This window comes from Sphingobium sp. TKS (assembly GCF_001563265.1).
In the GTDB taxonomy this organism is placed as follows: domain Bacteria; phylum Pseudomonadota; class Alphaproteobacteria; order Sphingomonadales; family Sphingomonadaceae; genus Sphingobium.
On sequence record NZ_CP005083.1, the window covers coordinates 1,632,797 to 1,651,100 of the forward strand.

The 18,304-nt window shown below is 64.4% G+C and carries 19 protein-coding genes and 2 tRNA genes; 20 read left to right on the forward strand and 1 reads right to left on the reverse strand.

All coding sequences use genetic code 11. The features are described from left to right. Window positions 1–51 precede the first annotated feature (51 nt). From K426_RS08230 to trxB, 14 genes are all read left to right on the forward strand, one after another. Window positions 52–501, forward strand: coding sequence for a GspH/FimT family pseudopilin (locus tag K426_RS08230; RefSeq protein WP_335339801.1), 450 nt, complete (start codon window positions 52–54; stop codon window positions 499–501). After that, complete coding sequence (gene gspI / locus K426_RS08235) at window positions 494–856, forward strand: type II secretion system minor pseudopilin GspI (protein ID WP_082748478.1); 363 nt, start codon at window positions 494–496, stop codon at window positions 854–856. The genes K426_RS08230 and gspI overlap by 8 nt, the downstream gene beginning before the upstream one ends. Beyond that, window positions 856–1,494: a type II secretion system minor pseudopilin GspJ gene (gene gspJ, locus K426_RS08240; protein WP_066555852.1), complete on the forward strand. Its 639-nt coding sequence runs from the start codon at window positions 856–858 to the stop codon at window positions 1,492–1,494. Before gspI ends, gspJ begins: the two co-directional genes overlap by 1 nt. Next, window positions 1,487–2,476, forward strand: coding sequence for a type II secretion system minor pseudopilin GspK (gspK, locus tag K426_RS08245; RefSeq protein WP_066555854.1), 990 nt, complete (start codon window positions 1,487–1,489; stop codon window positions 2,474–2,476). Before gspJ ends, gspK begins: the two co-directional genes overlap by 8 nt. Beyond that, window positions 2,473–3,591, forward strand: a complete 1,119-nt coding sequence (gene gspL, locus K426_RS08250; RefSeq protein ID WP_066561536.1) for a type II secretion system protein GspL — start codon at window positions 2,473–2,475, stop codon at window positions 3,589–3,591. Before gspK ends, gspL begins: the two co-directional genes overlap by 4 nt. Beyond that, on the forward strand, window positions 3,588–4,076 hold the full coding sequence (gspM, locus tag K426_RS08255; protein ID WP_066555856.1) for a type II secretion system protein GspM: 489 nt from the start codon (window positions 3,588–3,590) through the stop codon (window positions 4,074–4,076). Before gspL ends, gspM begins: the two co-directional genes overlap by 4 nt. Continuing rightward, window positions 4,073–4,795, forward strand: coding sequence for a type II secretion system protein N (gene gspN, locus K426_RS08260; RefSeq protein ID WP_066555858.1), 723 nt, complete (start codon window positions 4,073–4,075; stop codon window positions 4,793–4,795). Before gspM ends, gspN begins: the two co-directional genes overlap by 4 nt. Further along, window positions 4,792–5,553, forward strand: coding sequence for a prepilin peptidase (locus K426_RS08265; RefSeq protein WP_066555860.1), 762 nt, complete (start codon window positions 4,792–4,794; stop codon window positions 5,551–5,553). The genes gspN and K426_RS08265 overlap by 4 nt, the downstream gene beginning before the upstream one ends. 107 nt (window positions 5,554–5,660) lie before the next feature. Further along, window positions 5,661–5,737, forward strand: a tRNA-Met gene (locus tag K426_RS08270). A gap of 177 nt (window positions 5,738–5,914) precedes the next feature. Beyond that, complete coding sequence (locus tag K426_RS08275; protein WP_066555861.1) at window positions 5,915–7,324, forward strand: circularly permuted type 2 ATP-grasp protein; 1,410 nt, start codon at window positions 5,915–5,917, stop codon at window positions 7,322–7,324. Between the two features lie 136 nt (window positions 7,325–7,460). After that, complete coding sequence (locus tag K426_RS08280) at window positions 7,461–8,393, forward strand: alpha-E domain-containing protein (RefSeq protein WP_066555864.1); 933 nt, start codon at window positions 7,461–7,463, stop codon at window positions 8,391–8,393. A gap of 12 nt (window positions 8,394–8,405) precedes the next feature. Continuing rightward, window positions 8,406–9,275: a transglutaminase family protein gene (locus tag K426_RS08285; RefSeq protein ID WP_066555866.1), complete on the forward strand. Its 870-nt coding sequence runs from the start codon at window positions 8,406–8,408 to the stop codon at window positions 9,273–9,275. Window positions 9,276–9,299: 24 nt separating this feature from the next. Continuing rightward, window positions 9,300–10,037, forward strand: a complete 738-nt coding sequence (locus K426_RS08290) for a peptidase (RefSeq protein ID WP_066555868.1) — start codon at window positions 9,300–9,302, stop codon at window positions 10,035–10,037. A gap of 118 nt (window positions 10,038–10,155) precedes the next feature. Continuing rightward, the gene (gene trxB / locus K426_RS08295; protein ID WP_066555873.1) at window positions 10,156–11,118 is read left to right on the forward strand and encodes a thioredoxin-disulfide reductase; all 963 of its coding nucleotides are present in this window, start codon (window positions 10,156–10,158) and stop codon (window positions 11,116–11,118) included. Between the two features lie 67 nt (window positions 11,119–11,185). Here trxB and K426_RS08300 read toward each other — a convergent pair whose 3' ends face one another. Beyond that, on the reverse strand, window positions 11,186–11,659 hold the full coding sequence (locus K426_RS08300; RefSeq protein ID WP_066555875.1) for an Lrp/AsnC family transcriptional regulator: 474 nt from the start codon (window positions 11,657–11,659) through the stop codon (window positions 11,186–11,188). A gap of 203 nt (window positions 11,660–11,862) precedes the next feature. Here K426_RS08300 and K426_RS08305 point away from each other — a divergent pair, with 203 nt between their 5' ends. The 6 genes from K426_RS08305 to K426_RS08330 all read left to right on the forward strand — a co-directional run bounded on the left by K426_RS08305 (window position 11,863) and on the right by K426_RS08330 (window position 18,292). Then, the gene (locus K426_RS08305) at window positions 11,863–13,569 is read left to right on the forward strand and encodes a sensor histidine kinase (protein ID WP_066561540.1); all 1,707 of its coding nucleotides are present in this window, start codon (window positions 11,863–11,865) and stop codon (window positions 13,567–13,569) included. Between the two features lie 50 nt (window positions 13,570–13,619). Beyond that, window positions 13,620–14,657 carry a polysaccharide deacetylase family protein gene (locus K426_RS08310; protein ID WP_066555876.1) on the forward strand — a complete coding sequence of 346 codons (1,038 nt, stop codon included), beginning with the start codon at window positions 13,620–13,622 and terminating at the stop codon, window positions 14,655–14,657. 27 nt (window positions 14,658–14,684) lie between these two features. Continuing rightward, window positions 14,685–14,760, forward strand: a tRNA-Ile gene (locus tag K426_RS08315). A 435-nt stretch (window positions 14,761–15,195) separates the two neighbouring features. Further along, window positions 15,196–16,476: a CmpA/NrtA family ABC transporter substrate-binding protein gene (locus K426_RS08320; RefSeq protein ID WP_066555878.1), complete on the forward strand. Its 1,281-nt coding sequence runs from the start codon at window positions 15,196–15,198 to the stop codon at window positions 16,474–16,476. Window positions 16,477–16,493: 17 nt separating this feature from the next. Next, window positions 16,494–17,471, forward strand: coding sequence for a nitrate ABC transporter permease (gene ntrB, locus K426_RS08325; RefSeq protein ID WP_237229984.1), 978 nt, complete (start codon window positions 16,494–16,496; stop codon window positions 17,469–17,471). Window positions 17,472–17,488: 17 nt separating this feature from the next. After that, window positions 17,489–18,292: an ABC transporter ATP-binding protein gene (locus K426_RS08330; protein ID WP_066555882.1), complete on the forward strand. Its 804-nt coding sequence runs from the start codon at window positions 17,489–17,491 to the stop codon at window positions 18,290–18,292. Window positions 18,293–18,304 lie beyond the last annotated feature (12 nt).

Below are 18,304 nucleotides of genomic sequence, written 5' to 3' on the forward strand. Positions count from 1 at the left end.
GAACACGGCTTCGGGCCTTTGAGACGTTCCGCCGAACACGGCTTCGAGTCTTTGAGACGCTTCGCCGAACACGGCTTCACGTTGATCGAGCTGATGGTCGTACTGACGATCATCGGCTTCATTTCGGCTGCGGTCGTGCTCGCCATGCCCGATCCGCGTGGCCGGGTGATCGAGGATGCCGACCGCTTCGCCGCGCGTGTTGCCGCCGCGCGCGACGAAGCGGTCGTCACTGCGCGCCCTATGGGGGTGTGGGTTTCGGCTTCGGGTTATGGTTTCCAGCGCCGCGATGGCGCGCAATGGGTGCCGCTGGAGGACAAACCCTTCGTCACCGCCAACTGGAAAGCGGGAACGCGGGCTCTGGTCGGCAAGGATGGGCGACAACAGATCGGTTTTGACGGCACGGGCCTGCCGACCGATCCGATGACGGTGACGTTGGCGCGTGATGGCGAGCGGGTATCGGTGACGGTCGATATGGCCGGGAAGGTGGCTGTCGGTGGGTAAGCGCGCCAACGGCTTTACGCTTCTGGAGATGCTCGTCGCGCTGGCGGTGTTCAGCCTTGCCGCGCTGGCGCTGGTGCGCTTGCAGGGGGTGACGCTCCACACGGCGGCGGACCTCGACAGCAAGGCCATGGGGCAGATCGTTGCCCGCAATCTGATGGTCGAGTTGCAGACCGATCCCGCGCCGCCTTCGCTCGGCAGCGAGGAGGGCGAGGTCGACAATGGCGGGCGGCGCTGGCACTGGACGCGTGAGGTCAAGGTGACCGATGACAAGCGGCTGTTGCAGGTTAATCTGGCGGTAGATGGGCAGGCGGGATCCTCGCCGGTCGTGCTGAGTTTTGTGCGGGTGGTGCAGTGATGCGCACATTCGCTCATGATGGGGCTGGCTTTACGCTGATCGAACTGCTGGTTGCGCTCATGATCTTCGCCATGTTGGCGGCGGCGGGCGTGCTGCTGCTCGGCAACAGCGTGTCGGCGCAGGCGCAGATCAAGCTGCGACTGGACGATATGGCGGCGGTGCAGCGGGCGGGCGGCGCTCTGGCCGCCGATCTGGGGCAGGCGGTGCCACGCATCAGCCGCACCGAGGCGGGGACGCTCGCGCCAGCCTTCTGGTCGCATCGGGAGGGCGAGAGCGTCCCCCTGCTTCAATTCGTGCGCGGTGGCTGGGACAATCTGGGCGATCTGCCGCGCCCTTCCTTGCAGAAGGTCGAATATTGGGTGCGGCAAGGGCGGCTGGAGCGGCGGACCTATGCGCAGGTCGATGGCGCGGCGGGAGATGAACCGGCGGCGCTGCTGGATCATGTCGAAAATGTCGCGCTGCGCTTTCGCGATGCCAAGGGCGATTGGCGAGACGATTGGGCGCCGACCCAGCCCGACCTGATGCCGCGCGCCGTGGAGATGATGGTGACGCGGACGGGCGAGCCGCCGGTGACTTTGCGCTTTCTGGTCGGGCCGGGTCCGGTGGAGAAGCTGGAAGGGGAGGCCGTCGGTGGCTGATCCCCGGAAAGCGAGCGAGCGCGGCGTGGCGTTGCTGACGGTGCTGCTGCTGGTGGCGGTGATGGCGGTGGTCGCAGCGACCGCGCTGGAGCGGCTGGCGCTGGCGACGCGGATGACGGGCAATGGCGGCGCGGTCGATCAGGCGCGCGCCTTTGCCGATGCCGGAGCGGAGATTGCGCGCCTGCGGATCGGTGATCTGGTGGCGGCCAATCCGGGCAAGACGACGCTGGCCGGGAACTGGATGGGGACGCCTCAGGCGATCGCCGTGCCGGGTGGGATGGCGACGGCGCGGGTGACGGACGGCGGCAATTGCTTCAACCTCAACAGCGTGGTCGCTGGCGAGAATGAGGCCGATCTGAAGGTCCGGCCCGTGGGGGTGTCGCAGTTCCAGGCGCTTTTGCAGGCGCTGGGCGTGGATGCGCGGCAGGCGCAGGTGGCGGCGGCTTCGCTGGCCGACTGGATCGATACCGACAGCGTGCCCCAGCCGGGCGGGGCGGAGGATGAGACCTATGCGCGGGCGGCGCGGCCCTATCGCACGGCGAACCGCTTCATGGTCGATCCCAGCGAGTTACGGGCGGTGAACGGGGTGACGCCAGCGATCTACGATCTGGCGCGGCCCTGGGTGTGCGCGCTGCCGACGGCGGATTTGTCGCCTATCAATATCAACACCTTGCTGCCCAATCAGGCGCCGCTCTTCGCCATGCTGATGCAGGGACAGCTCAGCGTCCCGCAGGCGCGGCAATTGCTGGCGCAGAGGCCTGCGGAGGGATACGGCAGTACGGTGGCGTTCTGGGCCGTGCCCGCGCTGGCAGGGTTGAGCCCGCTGGAAGAAGTGGCGAACCAGGTCAAATTGACGACGGGATTTTTCGGAGTGGAAGTGTCGGTGGATGTTGGGGGGACGCAGGTGGTCGAACGGGCGCTGATCGATGCGCGGCAAAGTCCGGCTACGCTGATACGCCGCAATTGGGGGGCCGGCGCGTGAACCAGGCCGAAGGATTGATCGTGACGCTGGCCGGGGAGCCGGGGGGCGCGCCGCTGTGGATGCGGGTAGCGAACGGCGCCGTGGTGCAGACAGGCGAGGGAGCGAACTGGCTGGCGGCCTGCGGGCTGGCGGCGCTGCCGGACGACATGACGGTGATGCTGGTGCCGCCGGCCGCGTTGGTGACGCTGCATGAAGGGCATTATCCCGATCTGCCTGTGCGGCAGGGACGGGCGGCGGCGCGGCTGGCGGCATTGGCGAAGGGGATCGTGCCCTCCGATCAGCTTTTCGCGGCCGCCAATGAGAATGACGATCCGGCAAGGCCGCATCTGGTCGCCGTAGCGGCGCGGGCCGATATGCAGCATTGGCTGCTCTGGGCGCAGCATCATGGGCTGGACCCCGATATCATCGTCCCTGCGCCGCTGCTGCTGCCGGAGTCGCAGCATGGCTTCCTGCGCGGGATCATTGGCGGCGCGCCGGTGCTGCGCGGTATGGATATGGCACTGGCCGGCGATCTGGCGCTGCCGGAGCTGATCGGTGATGCGGTGGTGCGGGATGTGCCGCATGAGCAGATCGATGCGCGGGCGATTGCTGCGCTGCACGCGCCGCCGCTGGACCTGAGGCAGGGTGATTTCGCGAAAAGGGTGCGCCGGTCGTTCGACAAGCGGACGCTGGCACGGATCGTGCTGTGGAGCGGGTTGATCCTTCTGGTAAGCCTGTTGATCGCGCTGGTTGGCCTGACGAAGCAGCATTTCGCGGCGAGCGGGCTGGATGCGGAAAGCCTGGCGCTGGCGCGGCAGGTGGTGCCCGGCGCGACCGAACTGATTCAGGCGGAGGCCGAGATGGACCGCCAGCTCGCCGCTCGCGGCGCGGGAGGCTATGCCTTCACCGCGCCGGTCGCGGCGGTGCTGAACGCGATGCAGGATGTGCCGGGGGTGTCGCTCACTGCTCTGTCCCGTGATCCGGACGGCATGGTCCGGGCGACGCTAGCGGCGGCGAAGATGGATGACATCAACAGCGTGTTGCTGGCTTTGCAGGCGGCGGGCTTCACGATCACGGCGACGCCGTCGCAAGACCCCGGCGGGCGAATGCTGGCTGACATTACGGTGCGATCATGATGGAACGTCTGAAAGTGCTCTGGGGCGAGCGATCCCCGCGCGAGCAGTGGATGCTGGGCGTGATGTTCGGGTTGCTGGCGGTGGTGATCCTGTGGCTGGGGGTGTTTCTTCCGCTCGATGCGGCGCAGCGTTCGGCCCGTGATGCGCTGCGCGAGGCGACTGATCGCAACGCGGTGATCCGGGCCAGGGTGAAGCTGTTGAAATCCTTGCCGCGTGCAGCCGGAATCGCGGATACGGGCGTGCCGCTGGATCAGTTCATCGGGCAGAGCGCGGGCGAGGCCGGGCTGACGCTGGAACGCGCGCAGGCGCAGGGGGCGGATCGGCTGGACATGGCGATCGCTTCGGTGCGCCCGGTGGCGCTGTTTTCCTGGCTGGCAGCGCTGGAGGCGCAGGGCGTGAGGGTCGAAACGATGAGCGCGCGGCCATCACCGACGGCGGGCAGCGTGTCGGTGCAGGCGGTGCTGGTGCGGGGCGGCGGGCAATGATGGGTTTGTCGCTCTCGCGCCGGATACGCATGGCTTTAATCCTGCTCTTTGCCCTGGGCTTCATCCTTTTCCTGCCGATGCGGATTGCGCTTGGCATGGCCGGGCTGGAGCGATTGGGCGTCGCTGCGCGGGAAGTGCAGGGTACGGTGTGGAGCGGCGGGATCGACCGGCTGATGTTGGGGACGACTTCGCTGGGTTCGGTTCATGCCGGCTTGTCGCCTGTTTCCTTGCTGGTTGGACGGGCCCGGCTCGATATCTGGCGGCGCAACGGCGCGGCTGATGATGTGGCGGGCGCACTGACGGTCGGCTTGGGGCGGATCGGCATCGATGACATGACGGGCGCGGTGCCGCTGGGACGGACATTCGCGCCGCTGCCGGTGAACAGCTTCGTCATGGAAGATGTGTCGGCCTGGTTTTCCGGCGATCGTTGCGGCCATGCGGAGGGGCGGGTGCGAGCGCAGATGGCGGGGCAATTTCCGGGGCTTAATCTGTCGCAGGGTCTTTCGGGCGTGGTGAGTTGCGATGGCGATGCGCTCCTGCTGCCATTGGTGAGCCAGTCGGGGTTGGAGAAGGTCAATCTGCGCATCTGGCGCTCCGGCCGCTATGTGGCGGAAATGCGGGTGGAGACGGCGGACACGACCTTGGGAGACGCTCTGGCCAAGGCAGGTTTTGTCGAAGGCGGCGGCGTGCGCGTGCTGAAGGTCGAAGGGACGCTGTGATCCAGGCCTTTCCCGCCCTGCTGGGCGGCATTGCGGGAGCCATTGCCGGGAGCTTCCTGGCCACGCTCATCCTGCGCTGGCCGCGGGGCCGCGGGATCACGCATGGCCGGTCGGCCTGCGACGAGTGCGGGCGGGTCTTGGGTGTGATCGACCTTGTTCCCATGGTGAGCGCGCTCGTGCAGCGGGGGCGCTGCCGGACCTGCGGCGCGCCGATCGATCCGCTGCATGGGCGGGTGGAGGCGGGGTGCGCGATCATCGGTGCGCTTGCCCTGGGCTTTTCGCCTGAGCTTGGCGGGATGGGATGGGCGTTGCTCGGCTGGCTGTTGCTGACGCTGGCGGTGCTGGACAAGCGGCATTTCTGGCTGCCCGATGCGCTGACCTTGCCGCTGGCGTTTCTGGGCTTCACCATCGGGCTTTGGACCACCGGGGCGACGATGGGGGATAGGGCGATTGGCGCTATGGTCGGTTATCTGGCGCTGTTGCTCGTCGCGCTTGGCTATCGGCGGTTGCGGGGGCGTGAAGGGCTGGGGTTGGGAGACGCCAAGCTGCTGGGCGCGCTGGGCGCCTGGTTCGGTTGGCAGGCCTTGCCTTTCATTCTGTTGCTGGCGGCAAGTCTGGGGCTGCTGGCGGTCCTGGCGGCAATGGCGGTGGGCCGGACGGTCGATGGCGCAACGCGGGTACCTCTAGGGACTTTTCTGGCCGCAGCGGCCATTCCGGGCTGGTGGCTTTCGGTGCTGGCCACCGGGGCAGGAGCCTGACCCGCGCAGAGAATTTTCATGATGCGGTGAAACCCCGTTGACCCATAAGCCTGCTCTGCTTATAGCGCCGCCTCACCGCAGGGCGCCGCCCGGCGGGATGCCCATGGGGCGGAGTAGCTCAGCTGGTTAGAGCAGCGGAATCATAATCCGCGTGTCGGGGGTTCAAGTCCCTCCTCCGCTACCATTTTCTTCTCATAAATCAGCCGCTTGCGACTTATTCGTTGCCTTGGCATCTGTTTGCGCTGCGAAAAATATGTGTAAGCCCCGTTAACCCGCTATTTTTTGGGCTTGCAATCCCTCGCGTGCGTTGCACTAATGTTGCAATGCACAACCAGCCTTGGGCTGAGGGAGGATCGACACTTTGCCCTTCCACGAAATGTTTGAGCCGGATGGTTCGATACGCCCCTGCTATGCGGAAGTGCAGAATTGGGTGGAGCGGACCGGCATTGCCGGGCTCAATCGTCGGATGGATGAGGCGGAGGCGATCTTCCGGCGCATCGGCATCACCTTCGCGGTCTATGGCGAGGGAGGCGATCCGGAACGGCTGATCCCCTTCGACCTGTTGCCGCGCATTTTCACCGGGCAGGAATGGCGCGTTCTGGACAAGGGCATCCGCCAGCGGGCGCGGGCGCTGAACGCCTTTCTGCATGACGTCTATCATCGCGGGGAGATTGTGAAGGCGGGGATCATGCCCGCCGACATCATCTACCAGAACAGCGCCTATCTGGCGGAAATGGCCGATTTCACCCCGCCGGGGAAGGTCTACAGCCATATCGTCGGCATCGATATCGTCCGCACCGGGCCGACAAGGTTCGAGGTGCTGGAGGATAATTGCCGTACCCCCTCCGGCGTGTCCTATATGCTGGAAAATCGCGAGATCATGACGCGCATGTTCCCCGAGCTGTTCGCGCAGGGAATTGTCGCGCCGGTCGACGATTATCCGGCGGAATTGCTCAAAAGCCTGAAGGAAGTCGCGCCGCCCGCTTGCAAGGGCGATCCGGTGGTGGTCGTGCTGACGCCGGGGTCGCTCAACAGCGCTTATTATGAGCATAGCTTCCTGGCCGACCTGATGGGCGTGGAACTGGTCGAGCCAGCCGATCTGTTTGTCGACAATGACCGGGTGTGGATGAAGACCACGCTTGGGCCGAAGGCGGTGGACGTCATCTACCGGCGCATCGATGACGAATATATCGATCCGCTGGTGTTTCGGCCAGACAGCCTGCTGGGCGTGCCGGGCATTTTCAACGTCTATCGCAATGGCGGGGTGACGCTGGCTTCCGCGCCGGGATCGGGGATAGCGGACGACAAGGCCGTGTACATTTATGTGCCGGAGATGATCCGCTTCTATCTGGGCGAGCAGCCGATCCTGGACAATATCCAGACCTGGCAATGCGGCAAGCCCGATGAATGCGCCTATGTGCTGGAAAATCTGCACGATCTGGTGGCCAAGGAGGTTCATGGGTCGGGCGGTTACGGCATGCTGATCGGGCCGAAATCGACCAAGGATGAGATCGCTGCCTATGCCGATCGGATCAGGGCCAATCCCGCCGAGTTCATTGCCCAGCCGACATTGGACCTGTCGACCGTGCCGACGCTGGGACCGGCGGCGGTGGTCGGGCGGCATGCGGATTTCCGGCCCTATTGCCTGGTAGGCAAGCAGATCAGGCTGGTGCCGGGAGGCCTCACCCGCGTGGCGCTGACCGAGGGGTCGCTGGTGGTGAACTCCAGCCAGGGTGGCGGGGTCAAGGATACGTGGGTTTTGCAGGATTGATGATGGTGGAGTTGAACCTTTTCTTTCCCCGTCATCCCAGCGAAAGCTGGGATCTCGTGAGGCTATGCCGTGTCTTGTCGCCTGCGATCCCAGCTTTCGCTGGGATGACGGGAAAAGGGGGAGGAGTGGTGCCCCCATGCTGAGCCGGACCGCTGAAAATCTCTTCTGGATGGCCCGCTATATGGAACGGGCCGAGGCTACGGCGCGCCTGCTGACCATGGGCCAGCGCATGGCGATCCTGCCGGGCGCGCATCATCGCGACGAGTGGCGATCGGTGGTGCGGGCGACGGGGGCGCTCAATCATTTCCCCGAAGGCGCGCAGGTGACGGAGAGCGACGCCATCGCCTTCCTGATGCTCGACCTCGACAATCCCTCCTCCATCCGGTCCTGTTTGCTCAAGGCGCGGGCCAATGCCAAGTCGGCGCGCACCATGCTGACGCAGGACATGTGGGAGGCGCTGAACGAAGGCTGGCGCAAGCTCGACAGCTATGATGTGGCGGAGGCGCGGCAGCAGCTTCCGGCGCTGATCGACTGGGTGAAGACGCGGGTGATGACCTTTCGCGGTGCGGCCCATTCGGGGCAGTTGCGCAATGAAGGGCATGATTTCCTGCGCACGGGGTCGGCGCTGGAGCGGGCGCAGATGACGCTCCGCCTCCTGGACGTCAAATATTATGTGCTGCTGCCTGAGACGGAGGTGGTGGGCGGCAATCGCGATCATTATCAGTGGACGTCGGTGCTCTATGCGCTGTCGGGCGCGCGGGCCTTTCACCATATTTATGGCGGCACCTATACACCCTGGCAGATCACGGATTTCCTGGTGCTGAACCGGCTGTTCCCGCGCAGTATCGCTTATTGCTACGACCAGCTTGCCTATCGGCTGAACCGGCTGGCGGGATGGCATGATGCGCGCGCCGCCTGCCATGATACCGTGCGGGAGATGGTGGCGGATCTGGAGAAACTCGACAGCGGCGAGATTTTCAGGGCCGGCCTGCATGAGACGGTGCAGAACGGCCTGATGAGCACCAACCGGCTGGGTGTGGAGATCGCCCAGGCCTATCATTTCGGCTGAGGGGAGGACGCGGTGAAACTGCTCGTCCGTCATCAGACGACCTACCGCTATGAGGCTGCGGCGGGGCGGGTGGCGATGCGGCTGAAGCTGATGCCGGTCGATACGCCCGCGCAGAAGGTGCTGGACTGGCAGGTCAGCGTCAATGGCGAGCCGCTGACCAGCTTTCGTCCCAACAGCTATGGCGAGATGGAGGCGATTTGGGTTCGGCACGACCGGATGGACAATGCCGTGATCGTCGCGGAAGGGCTGGTCGAGACGCGGGAAAGCCACGGCGTGCTGGGCTGGCTGGGTGGCCGGGTGAATCCGGGCTATTTCCTGCGGGAGACGCGACTGACCAAGGCATCCGAGGGGATCAGGGCGATGGCCCTGGCCTTGCCTGATGACGATGGGCCGCTGGCACGGCTCCATGCGTTGTCGGCGGCGGTGAGCGATGCCGTGGCCTATCGCGCGGGCGTGACGACAGCCAGCACCACGGCGGCGGAGGCATTCGCGTTGGGGGCGGGGGTTTGTCAGGACCATGCGCAGGTCTTCATCGCCGGGGCACGGGTCTTGGGGATTCCTGCGCGTTACGTATCTGGTTATCTGCTGGCCGATGATGGCGATGTGCTGCACGAAACCCATGGCTGGGCGGAGGCGTTGGTGCCGGAACTGGGTTGGGTGGGGTTCGATCCGTCCAACCGGGTCTGCGTGACGGAGCGCTATCTGCGGATCGCCTGCGGGCTGGACGCTGATGAGGCTGCCCCGATTCGGGGCTCCGTGACGGTGGCGGGCGATATCTGGATTGACGCGGACGTCCGGATCGCGCAGGCGGAGGAAGGGGTGGAAGAGCGGCAACTGCAACGGCAGCAACAACAAAGCACGCAAACCACCGCGCAGGATTGAACAAATACGGGAGCCCGGTGGGCGATGACCTATTGTGTGGCGGTGCGTGTCGACCAGGGGCTGGTCATGCTGTCCGATACCCGTACCAATGCGGGGATGGATAATATCGCCCGCTTCCGCAAGAGCTTCACCTACAGCGTGCCGGGCGAGCGGGCGATCACCATGATGTGTTCGGGCAATCTGTCGATCACCCAGGGGGTGAAGGCGATGCTGGGCCGCGCGATCAAGGATGCAGCGCTCGATCCGGAGGTGGAGACGATCCTGAACTGTCCCACCATGCACCGCGTCGCGCAGATCGTGGGAGAGGCGATGTGCACCATGCAGGGCCGCTATCGCAGCACGATCGAGATGCAGGGGGCGGCGGCGGATGCCTCCATCCTGATTGCGGGGCAGCGCAAGGGCGGGAAGCCGCGGCTTTACCTCATCTATTCGGCGGGCAATTTCATCGAGGCGACCGAGGATACGCCTTTCTTCCAAATCGGTGAGCATAAATATGGCAAGCCGATCCTGGACCGCATCATCAAGCGCGAAACCAGTCTGGAGGATGCGACCAAGGCGGTGCTGGTGTCGATGGACTCGACGCTGCGGTCGAACCTGTCGGTGGGGATGCCTCTGGACCTGACGGTGATCGAGCACGACAGGTTCGACTTCCGTGTGCGGACGCGGATCGAGGCCGATAATGAGGAGTTCCAGCTCCTCTCGCATAGCTGGTCGGCGGCGCTGCGGAAGGGGTTCGAGGATTTGCCCAACGTCATCGACTAGATTGGCTGCGACGGTCTGATCGTTCAGCTTCTCACCCTTCAAGCAAATCCATGACTTGCGTGCGTGCCCGCGCAGCCTATCTCATCCCGACACACGAATCGCAGCCGGAAAGACGTTCATGACCGCAACCCATTCGACTCGCATGCTGATCCTTGGTTCCGGCCCAGCGGGCCTGTCCGCCGCCATTTACGGCGCGCGCGCGGGTCTGGCGCCGATCGTGGTGCAGGGCATGCAGCCGGGCGGGCAACTCACCATCACCACCGATGTCGAAAATTATCCGGGCTTCCGCGACGTCATCCAGGGGCCGTGGCTGATGGAGCAGATGCAGGCGCAGGCCGAGCATGTTGGCGCGCAGATGATGTACGACCAGATTGTGGACGTGGACCTTTCCGAGCGGCCTTTCCGGCTGAAGGGAGACAGCGGCACGCTTTATTATGCCGACAGCTTGGTGATCGCGACCGGAGCGCAGGCCAAGTGGCTGGGCGCCGAGGGCGAGCAGCTTTTGCAGGGCAAGGGCGTTTCGGCCTGCGCAACCTGCGACGGCTTCTTCTATCGCGGCAAGAAGGTGGTGGTGATCGGCGGCGGCAATACCGCTGTCGAGGAGGCGCTTTATCTCACCAACCACAGTCATGACGTCACGCTGATCCATCGCCGCGATTCGCTGCGGGCGGAGAAGATTTTGCAGCAGCGCCTGTTCGCACATCCGAACATCAAGGTGCTGTGGAACCAGGCGATAGAGCGCTTTGTCGGCGGCGGCAGTCCGGAAGGGCTGGTGGGGGTCGACCTGATCGACACGGTGACCGGCCATAAATCGCATATCGAGACGGATGGCGCTTTCGTCGCCATCGGCCATCAGCCCGCGACGGAACTGTTCGTCGACAAGCTGCCGATGGACGAGGGTTATTTGCTGGTCGAGAAGGGCACCACAAAGACCGCCATTCCTGGCGTGTTCGCGGCGGGCGACGTCAGCGACAAGGTCTACCGACAGGCGGTGACGGCGGCCGGCATGGGCTGCATGGCGGCGCTGGACGTGGAGAAGTTCCTGGCCGAAGCGGACTTCGAGGCGGTCGCTGCGGAGTAAGGCGGGTTTTCTTCCAGCCGTAAATGGCTATCCCAAGATGTCCCCTCCCGCAGGAGGAGGGGGCGGCTCAAACCGGCAGGGGCACGCCTGGCAGGTTCTTCGACATCCGGATGGTGAGGGATGTCTTCACGCTCACCACATTGGGGGCAGGCGTCAGTTTCGACGTCAGGAATTGCTGGAAGCTCTGAAGATCCTTCGCCACCACCTTCAGGATGAAGTCGATTTCGCCGTTCAGCATATAGCATTCCCTGACTTCGGGCAGGGTGGCGATATGATCTTCGAACGCCTTGAGGTCCGCTTCGGCCTGGCTTTTCAGGCTGACCATGGCGAACACCGTGATCGTGTAGCCCAGCATCGATGGGTTCACCACGGCGTGATAGGAATTGATGGCGCCGTTTTCCTCCAATGCGCGGACACGGCGCAGGCAGGGGGGAGCCGTCAGGCCCACCTTGCGGGCCAGCTCCACATTAGTCATCCTGCCGTCGCCCTGCAATTCGCCCAGGATCTGGAGGTCGATATCGTCAATATTGGGGCCGGCCATTATTCCGCTTATTTCCTTGCCTGTTAATATGGCGTTATCATAATAATATTTCAGGACAATGCAATTGTCCCACTATGCGACGTTCGCATAAGAACCCATTTGTGGCCCTTCCCCTTTACGCCGCGAAGCATTATCCCTGTGTAACGATCTTTCCGGTTAATGGTTTTTCCGCGCCGCGCCGGGGCCGGAAATGGGGAATTTGGGTGCGCTTCAACGATCTCATGCAGACGGTTCTCGCCGCGGAAGGCCGAAGTGGTCTTGGCGCCGTGACGCTGTGGCGGCAATGCGTGGATCTGCTGGCGCAAAATGACCGGCATGACAGGTCCATCATGTCCGCTGCCGAACGCGCTGCGCTGCTGGAACGGCTGAACGGACTGCTGCCGAAACTGTCGGAAACGCAGCGGATCGCGACTGTCGTTGAACTGGGCGGGCGGCTGCGTTCGCCCGCGCTGGTCGAATTCTTCGCCAACGACCGTCCGGCCATCACGGCTGCGGCCATGTCCCGCGCGCGCCTGTCCGATGCGGCCTGGGTGGAGATGTTGCCGCGCTTGACGCCGACCGCACGCGGGGTGCTGCGGTCGCGGCGTGACCTCGGGACGGCGACACTGCAAGGGCTGGAGGCTTTTGGCGCGACCGATCTGGTACTGACCAGCGATGTCGCGGCCGAGCAGGAAGACATGCTGCTGACCGAGGCGATGATCGTCCATGCCGATCCGCCGGCCGACCTGCCGCAAAGCGAACCTGCCGAGGAAGAAGCGGAGGACCAGAGCCAAATCCGCAATCTGGTCGATCGGATCGCGCGCTTCACCAGCACGCGTCGGACAGGCGAAGCGGAAGAGGCTCAACCTCGCGCTGATATGGTGGGACCGCGCGCCTTCGCCTTTGAAACCGATGCGGCGGGCACCATCGTCTGGATCGACCAGGGGCCACGGGCGGCGCTGATCGGGCTGGCGCTCAATGAAACCGCGCTGGAGGGCGGCAGCGGTCCCGATGGCCATGTCGCGGGCGCCTTCATGCGGCGCAGCGGTTTCCAGAGCGGCCGCTACACGATCGCCGGCGGCACGATGGCGGGCGAATGGCGCATGTCGGCCACGCCCTTTTTCGATCCGCGCTCAGGCCGGTTTCAGGGTTATCGCGGGCAGGCCCGGCGGCCTTATCTGCATGAGGTCGCTGCCGAGCCGCGGGCGGAGCCGGTCTCGATCGCGGGACTGTCCGCCGATTCCATCCGGCAACTGGTGCATGAATTGCGCACGCCGCTGAACGCGATATTGGGTTTTGCCGAGATCATCGAACAGGAGCTGTTCGGTCCGGCGGGGCATGAATATCGGGACATGGCGGGCAAGATCGCGGTGGATGCGCGGCATTTGCTGACGGCCTTCGACGATCTGGACCTGGCGGCACGCGTGTCGAGAGGCGAGGGCAGCGACGCGCCGCGCGCGGTCGATCCGGCGCTGCTGGTGACGCAGGTTTCGGCGCGCTTCCGCGAGCAGGGCGATGGCGCGCAAATCGACATCGCCATGGCGCGTGGCCTGCCGATGGTGCGAATCGACCCGGTGCAGGGCGAACGGATGGTTCAGCATCTGTTGCGCACGCTGATTTCCGTGGCGCCTGCGGGTGAGGCGTTGACCGGGGCTTGCTGGTATCAGCCTGACGGCGCGGATGGGCGGGTCGTGCTGGCGGTCGATCGGCCGTCCTCTTTGGCGGGGATGGAAGAGGATCGGCTGCTCGATCCCGGCTATATGCCGGATGGCAATTGGGCGGACGGTCCGTTGCTGGGGCTCGGCTTTTCCTTGCGGTTGATCCGCAGCCTGGCCGCGGGATGCGGCGGCGCGCTGGAGATCGAGCCGGGGCGCTTTCTGCTCGCCGTGCCCGCAATCGCTGAAACCGGGGATGCGGTCGGCAGCGCCTGACTTGGGTCAGGGAAACCCTATCGCAACCAAATCCGGATAGCGATGGCGGAATGACCATGCTTTCCCATGACGGCAGCCTGCTCCGCGCGCCTGCGGCAGAGGACAGGATCACGTTCGACCCGGCCTTCGGCACGCGCTTCATGCTGTTCGTAGATACGGAGGAGGAGTTCGACTGGAGCGCGCCCTTCCGCCGGACAGGGCATGGCGTGACGGCGCTTGGCGGCATGGCGCGGGGGCAAGCCTATTTCGCGGCAGCCGACGTCAAGCCCGTCTATGTGACCGATTATCCGGTGGTCGAAAGCGATGCGGCGGCGGAGATGATGGGCCGCTGGCTGGCCGACGGCGCGGCGGACATCGGCGCGCATCTCCATCCCTGGGTCAATCCGCCCCATGTCGAGGAAGTGTCGGCGGCCAACAGCTATGTCGGCTTTCTATCGGAAGCGGTGGAACAGGCCAAGCTGGAGGCGTTGTGCCAGCGGATCGCGGAACGTTTCGGCAGGCGGCCGATCGCTTATCGGGCGGGACGCTATGGCGTGGGGCCGAACAGCGCGCGCTTGCTGGAGGAGGCCGGGTTCCGGCTCGACAGTTCGGTGCGCAGCCGCTTCGATTATAGCGGGCAATATGGACCGGATTTTCAGGGCTTGCCGCAATATCCCTATTGGGCGGGGCCGACGCGTAGCCTGGTGGAACTGCCCTTGTCGACCGCCTTTACCGGCTTGCTGCGCGGGGGCGGGGAGCGGCTTTACCGGGCAGCGCAGCGCATGGGGCCAGTGGCCGGCGCATTGGCGCGGGCGCGGGTGTTGAGCCGGATACCGCTGACGCCCGAGGGGATAACTACGCGCGAGGCGATCGTTGCGATCGACGCGTTGATCGAGGAGGGGGCGCCCGTGTTGAATTTCAGCTTCCATTCTCCCACGCTGGAGCCAGGCCACACGCCCTATGTTCGGGATGATGCCGATCGGACCGCCTTCTATCGCTGGTGGGATACGGTGTTGAATCATCTGGACCGGCGGAACGTTCGGCCTGCGACGCTCGATCAATTACTTGGCGCAGTGCAGGTGCGCGGACGGGCTTGCCAAGCGGCTTGATGCTGCCTATCCGGGCAAAACAAGGTGGGGCCTGTAGCTCAATGGTTAGAGCTGGCCGCTCATAACGGCTAGGTTGCGGGTTCGAGTCCTGCCGGGCCCACCAATTTCCTTTCCTCTTCCCAATCAGGCTGCACATCAGATTCTGCATGATAGTGCACGGTTCGTGCTTGACTTTTGCAAATGCAGAAAAGCGGTGAGCAGTTGCATTTTGTGCAACGCAAAAATTTTGCTTGCGACTCGGACGAATCGGTGACAGCTTCCTATCTGTCGAAGCAGGGGCGCTTCGACGCTTAGGTTGAACCGGCCGATGACGGCAAAGGTTCGATCCAGGTCTTCAAAAGACCGCATGGCAATGACGCCGCCCGGACAGGTTTTACGACCTTCGTCCCGGCGGCTTTTTTATTTGGTTTTTCGCTGGCGGCATGGGTGCTGCCGGGCGGCTCTCTACATCGATTTTCGTGCGCTGGGCAGGCTTCCGGCGATGGCTGGTTGTGCATGTTGCGCAGCGGTGGTGATTAACAAGGAAGGATTTTGGGGAATGGCACAGGGGGATAATCCAGGCGACGTCAGCCGGCGTGGATTGCTCAAGACGAGCGGTACGGCGGCGCTGTTCGCTGCGGTGCAGCAGGCCTTTCCGTCGGGCGCATTCGCGCAGGGCGCTGGGCCGGAAGTGACCGGAGCCAAGCTGGGTTTCATCGCGCTGACCGACGCAGCGCCGCTGATCATCGCCAAGGAACTGGGCTTCTTCGCGAAATATGGCATGCCCGACGTGCAGGTGGCGAAGCAGGCGAGCTGGGGCGCGACGCGCGACAATCTGGTGCTGGGCAGCGGCGGTGGCGGCATCGATGGTGCGCATATCCTGACGCCCATGCCCTATCTGCTGACGCTGGGCGCGATCGGTAAGGCCACGCCGATGAGCATTCTCGCCCGCCTCAACGTCAACGGCCAGGCGATTTCCGTTTCCAAGGAATATCTGGGAGCCAAGGCCGATCTCAACGCCGGCAAGATGAAGGGCGTGATCGCTCAACGCAAGGCGGCGGGCAAGAAGATCACCATGGCCATGACCTTCCCCGGCGGCACGCATGACATGTGGCTGCGTTACTGGCTGGCGGCCGGCGGGATCGATCCGGACAAGGATGTGGAGCTGATCACCGTGCCGCCGCCGCAGATGGTCGCGAACATGAAGGCCGACACCATGGACGCCTTCTGCGTGGGCGAGCCGTGGAATGACCAGCTCGTCGCGCAGCAGCTTGGTTACACCGCCGTTTCCACTGGCCAGATGTGGATGAACCACCCCGAAAAGAGCTTCGCGATGCGCTCCGACTGGGTGGCGAAATATCCCAAAGCGGCACAGGCGATCACGGCGGCGATCATCGAGGCGCAGCGCTGGGCCGACAATCCGGGCAACATCACCCGGCTGGCGGGCACGATTTCGGGCCGCGACTATCTGAAATGCCCGATCACCGACATTGCCGACCGTCTGCAGGGCAATTTCAACATGGGCGACGGGCGGAAATTCCCGAACGCGGCCTTCAAGATGAAGTTCTTCGCGGGCTATGCGTCCTTCCCCTACAAGAGCCATGACCTCTGGTTCCTTACCGAGAACCAGCGCTGGGGCAAGCTGCCCATGACGCTCGATACCAAGGGCACGATCGCCAAGGTCAACCGCTCCGACATCTGGCGCAAGGCGGCCGCGATGCTGGGCGGCAAGGGGCCGGCCAGCGACAGCCGCGGCGTCGAGAAATTCTTCGACGGCAAGACCTTCGATCCTGCCAATCCCAAGGCTTATCTCGCCAGCCTGGCGATCAAGCGGGTCTGATGAGCAAGGAGACGAGCATGGCGTCGCCATCGCACAGCAACGGCAGGACAGGCGGCAAGACAAGCGGACCGTCGGCTTCGGCCGGCGGTGCCACCGCTACCGAATTGGGGGTGATCGTGCCCTATCCCGAAGAGGCCATTGCCCGGCGCAGTTTCGAGCCGGTCGCCGTACCCGTGCATCCGCTCATCCGGGGTGCGCGATCGATGGTGGCGAACGCGCTGCCGACCATGGTGATGATCGCCGCGCTGCTTGCCTTCTGGCAATTGCTTTGCGGATCGCCGGACGCGACTTTCCCCAGCCCGCTCAAGGTCTGGCAGGAAAGCCATGAGGTCATCATCCATCCGTTCAAGGGTGTGGAAATCGGCCTTACCCATTTCAGCATCCAGGACGGCGGCGATGTCGGCATTGCCGGGCATGTGCTGACCAGCCTTAGCCGCGTTTTGATCGGCTACAGCATCGCGGCGGTGATCGGGGTGGCGCTGGGCATATTGATCGGACAGAGCGTCTTTGCCTTCCGCGCGCTCGATCCGCTGTTCCAGGTGTTGCGGACCGTGCCGCCGCTGGCCTGGCTGCCGATCAGTCTGGCGATCTTCCAGCAGGCGCAGCCGTCCGCGATCTTCCTGATCTTCATCACCGCGATCTGGCCGATCATATTGAACACGGCGGCGGGCGTGCAGACCCTCCCGACCGCTTATCGCAATGTCGCCAAGGTGCTGGCGCTCAATCCCTTCGAATATTTCGTGCGGATCATGTTGCCCGCGACCGTGCCGCACATGTTCACCGGGCTGCGCATCGGCGTCGGCATGAGCTGGCTCGCCATCGTCGCCGCCGAAATGGTGCAGGGCGGCACCGGCGTCGGCTTCTTCATCTGGGACAGCTATAACAGCTCGCTGCTGACCGACACCATCGTCGCGCTGATCTGGATCGGCATGGTGGGTTTCACGCTGGACCGTATCGTCGCCTTTGCAGGCCGCATCATCGGCCGCGCCGGCTGAAAAGGGGAGGCAGGACCATGAAACAGCGCAGCTATCTCGCGCTTGAAGGCATCACCGTCGAATTCCCGACCAAGGCAGGGCGCTTCTGTGCGCTCGACGGGATCGATCTGGAAGTCGAAAAGGGGCAGTTCGTGGCGCTGATCGGCCATTCTGGCTGCGGCAAATCGACCCTGCTCAATGCCGTGGCGGGGTTGGTCAAGCCGACCCGCGGCGCCATCTTCCTCGACGGGCAGGTGGTGGATGCGCCGGGGCCGGACCGGGCGGTGGTTTTTCAGGACCATAGCCTGCTGCCCTGGCTGACGGTGGAAGAGAATGTGCGCCTTGCGGTCGACAAGACGGCGGGGGGCAAGAACAAGGCCGAGCGCAAGGATTGGGTCATGCACAATCTGGAACTGGTCCAGATGACCCATGCCGCGGGCAAGCGCCCCGGCGAACTGTCCGGCGGCATGAAGCAGCGCGTCGGGATCGCCCGCGCCATTGCAATGAACCCGCGCGTTCTGCTGATGGACGAGCCTTTCGGAGCGCTCGATGCGCTGACGCGGGCGGCGCTTCAGGATGTGGTGATGGATCTGCAGGCGCGGCTCAACAACACCGTGCTGATGATCACCCATGATGTCGATGAAGCGGTGTTGCTGGCCGATCGGGTCGTCATGATGACCAACGGCCCGGCGGCGCGGATCGGAGAGGATCGGGCCGTATCGCTGGCGCGGCCCCGGAACCGGCTGGAGGCCATCGATACGGTTGAATATGCCGAGGCGCGCTCCGCCGTCATACATTTCCTGCACGAGCGCTACCGCAATCCGGCGACGCTCGCCGCCTGAAAATCAAGAAAA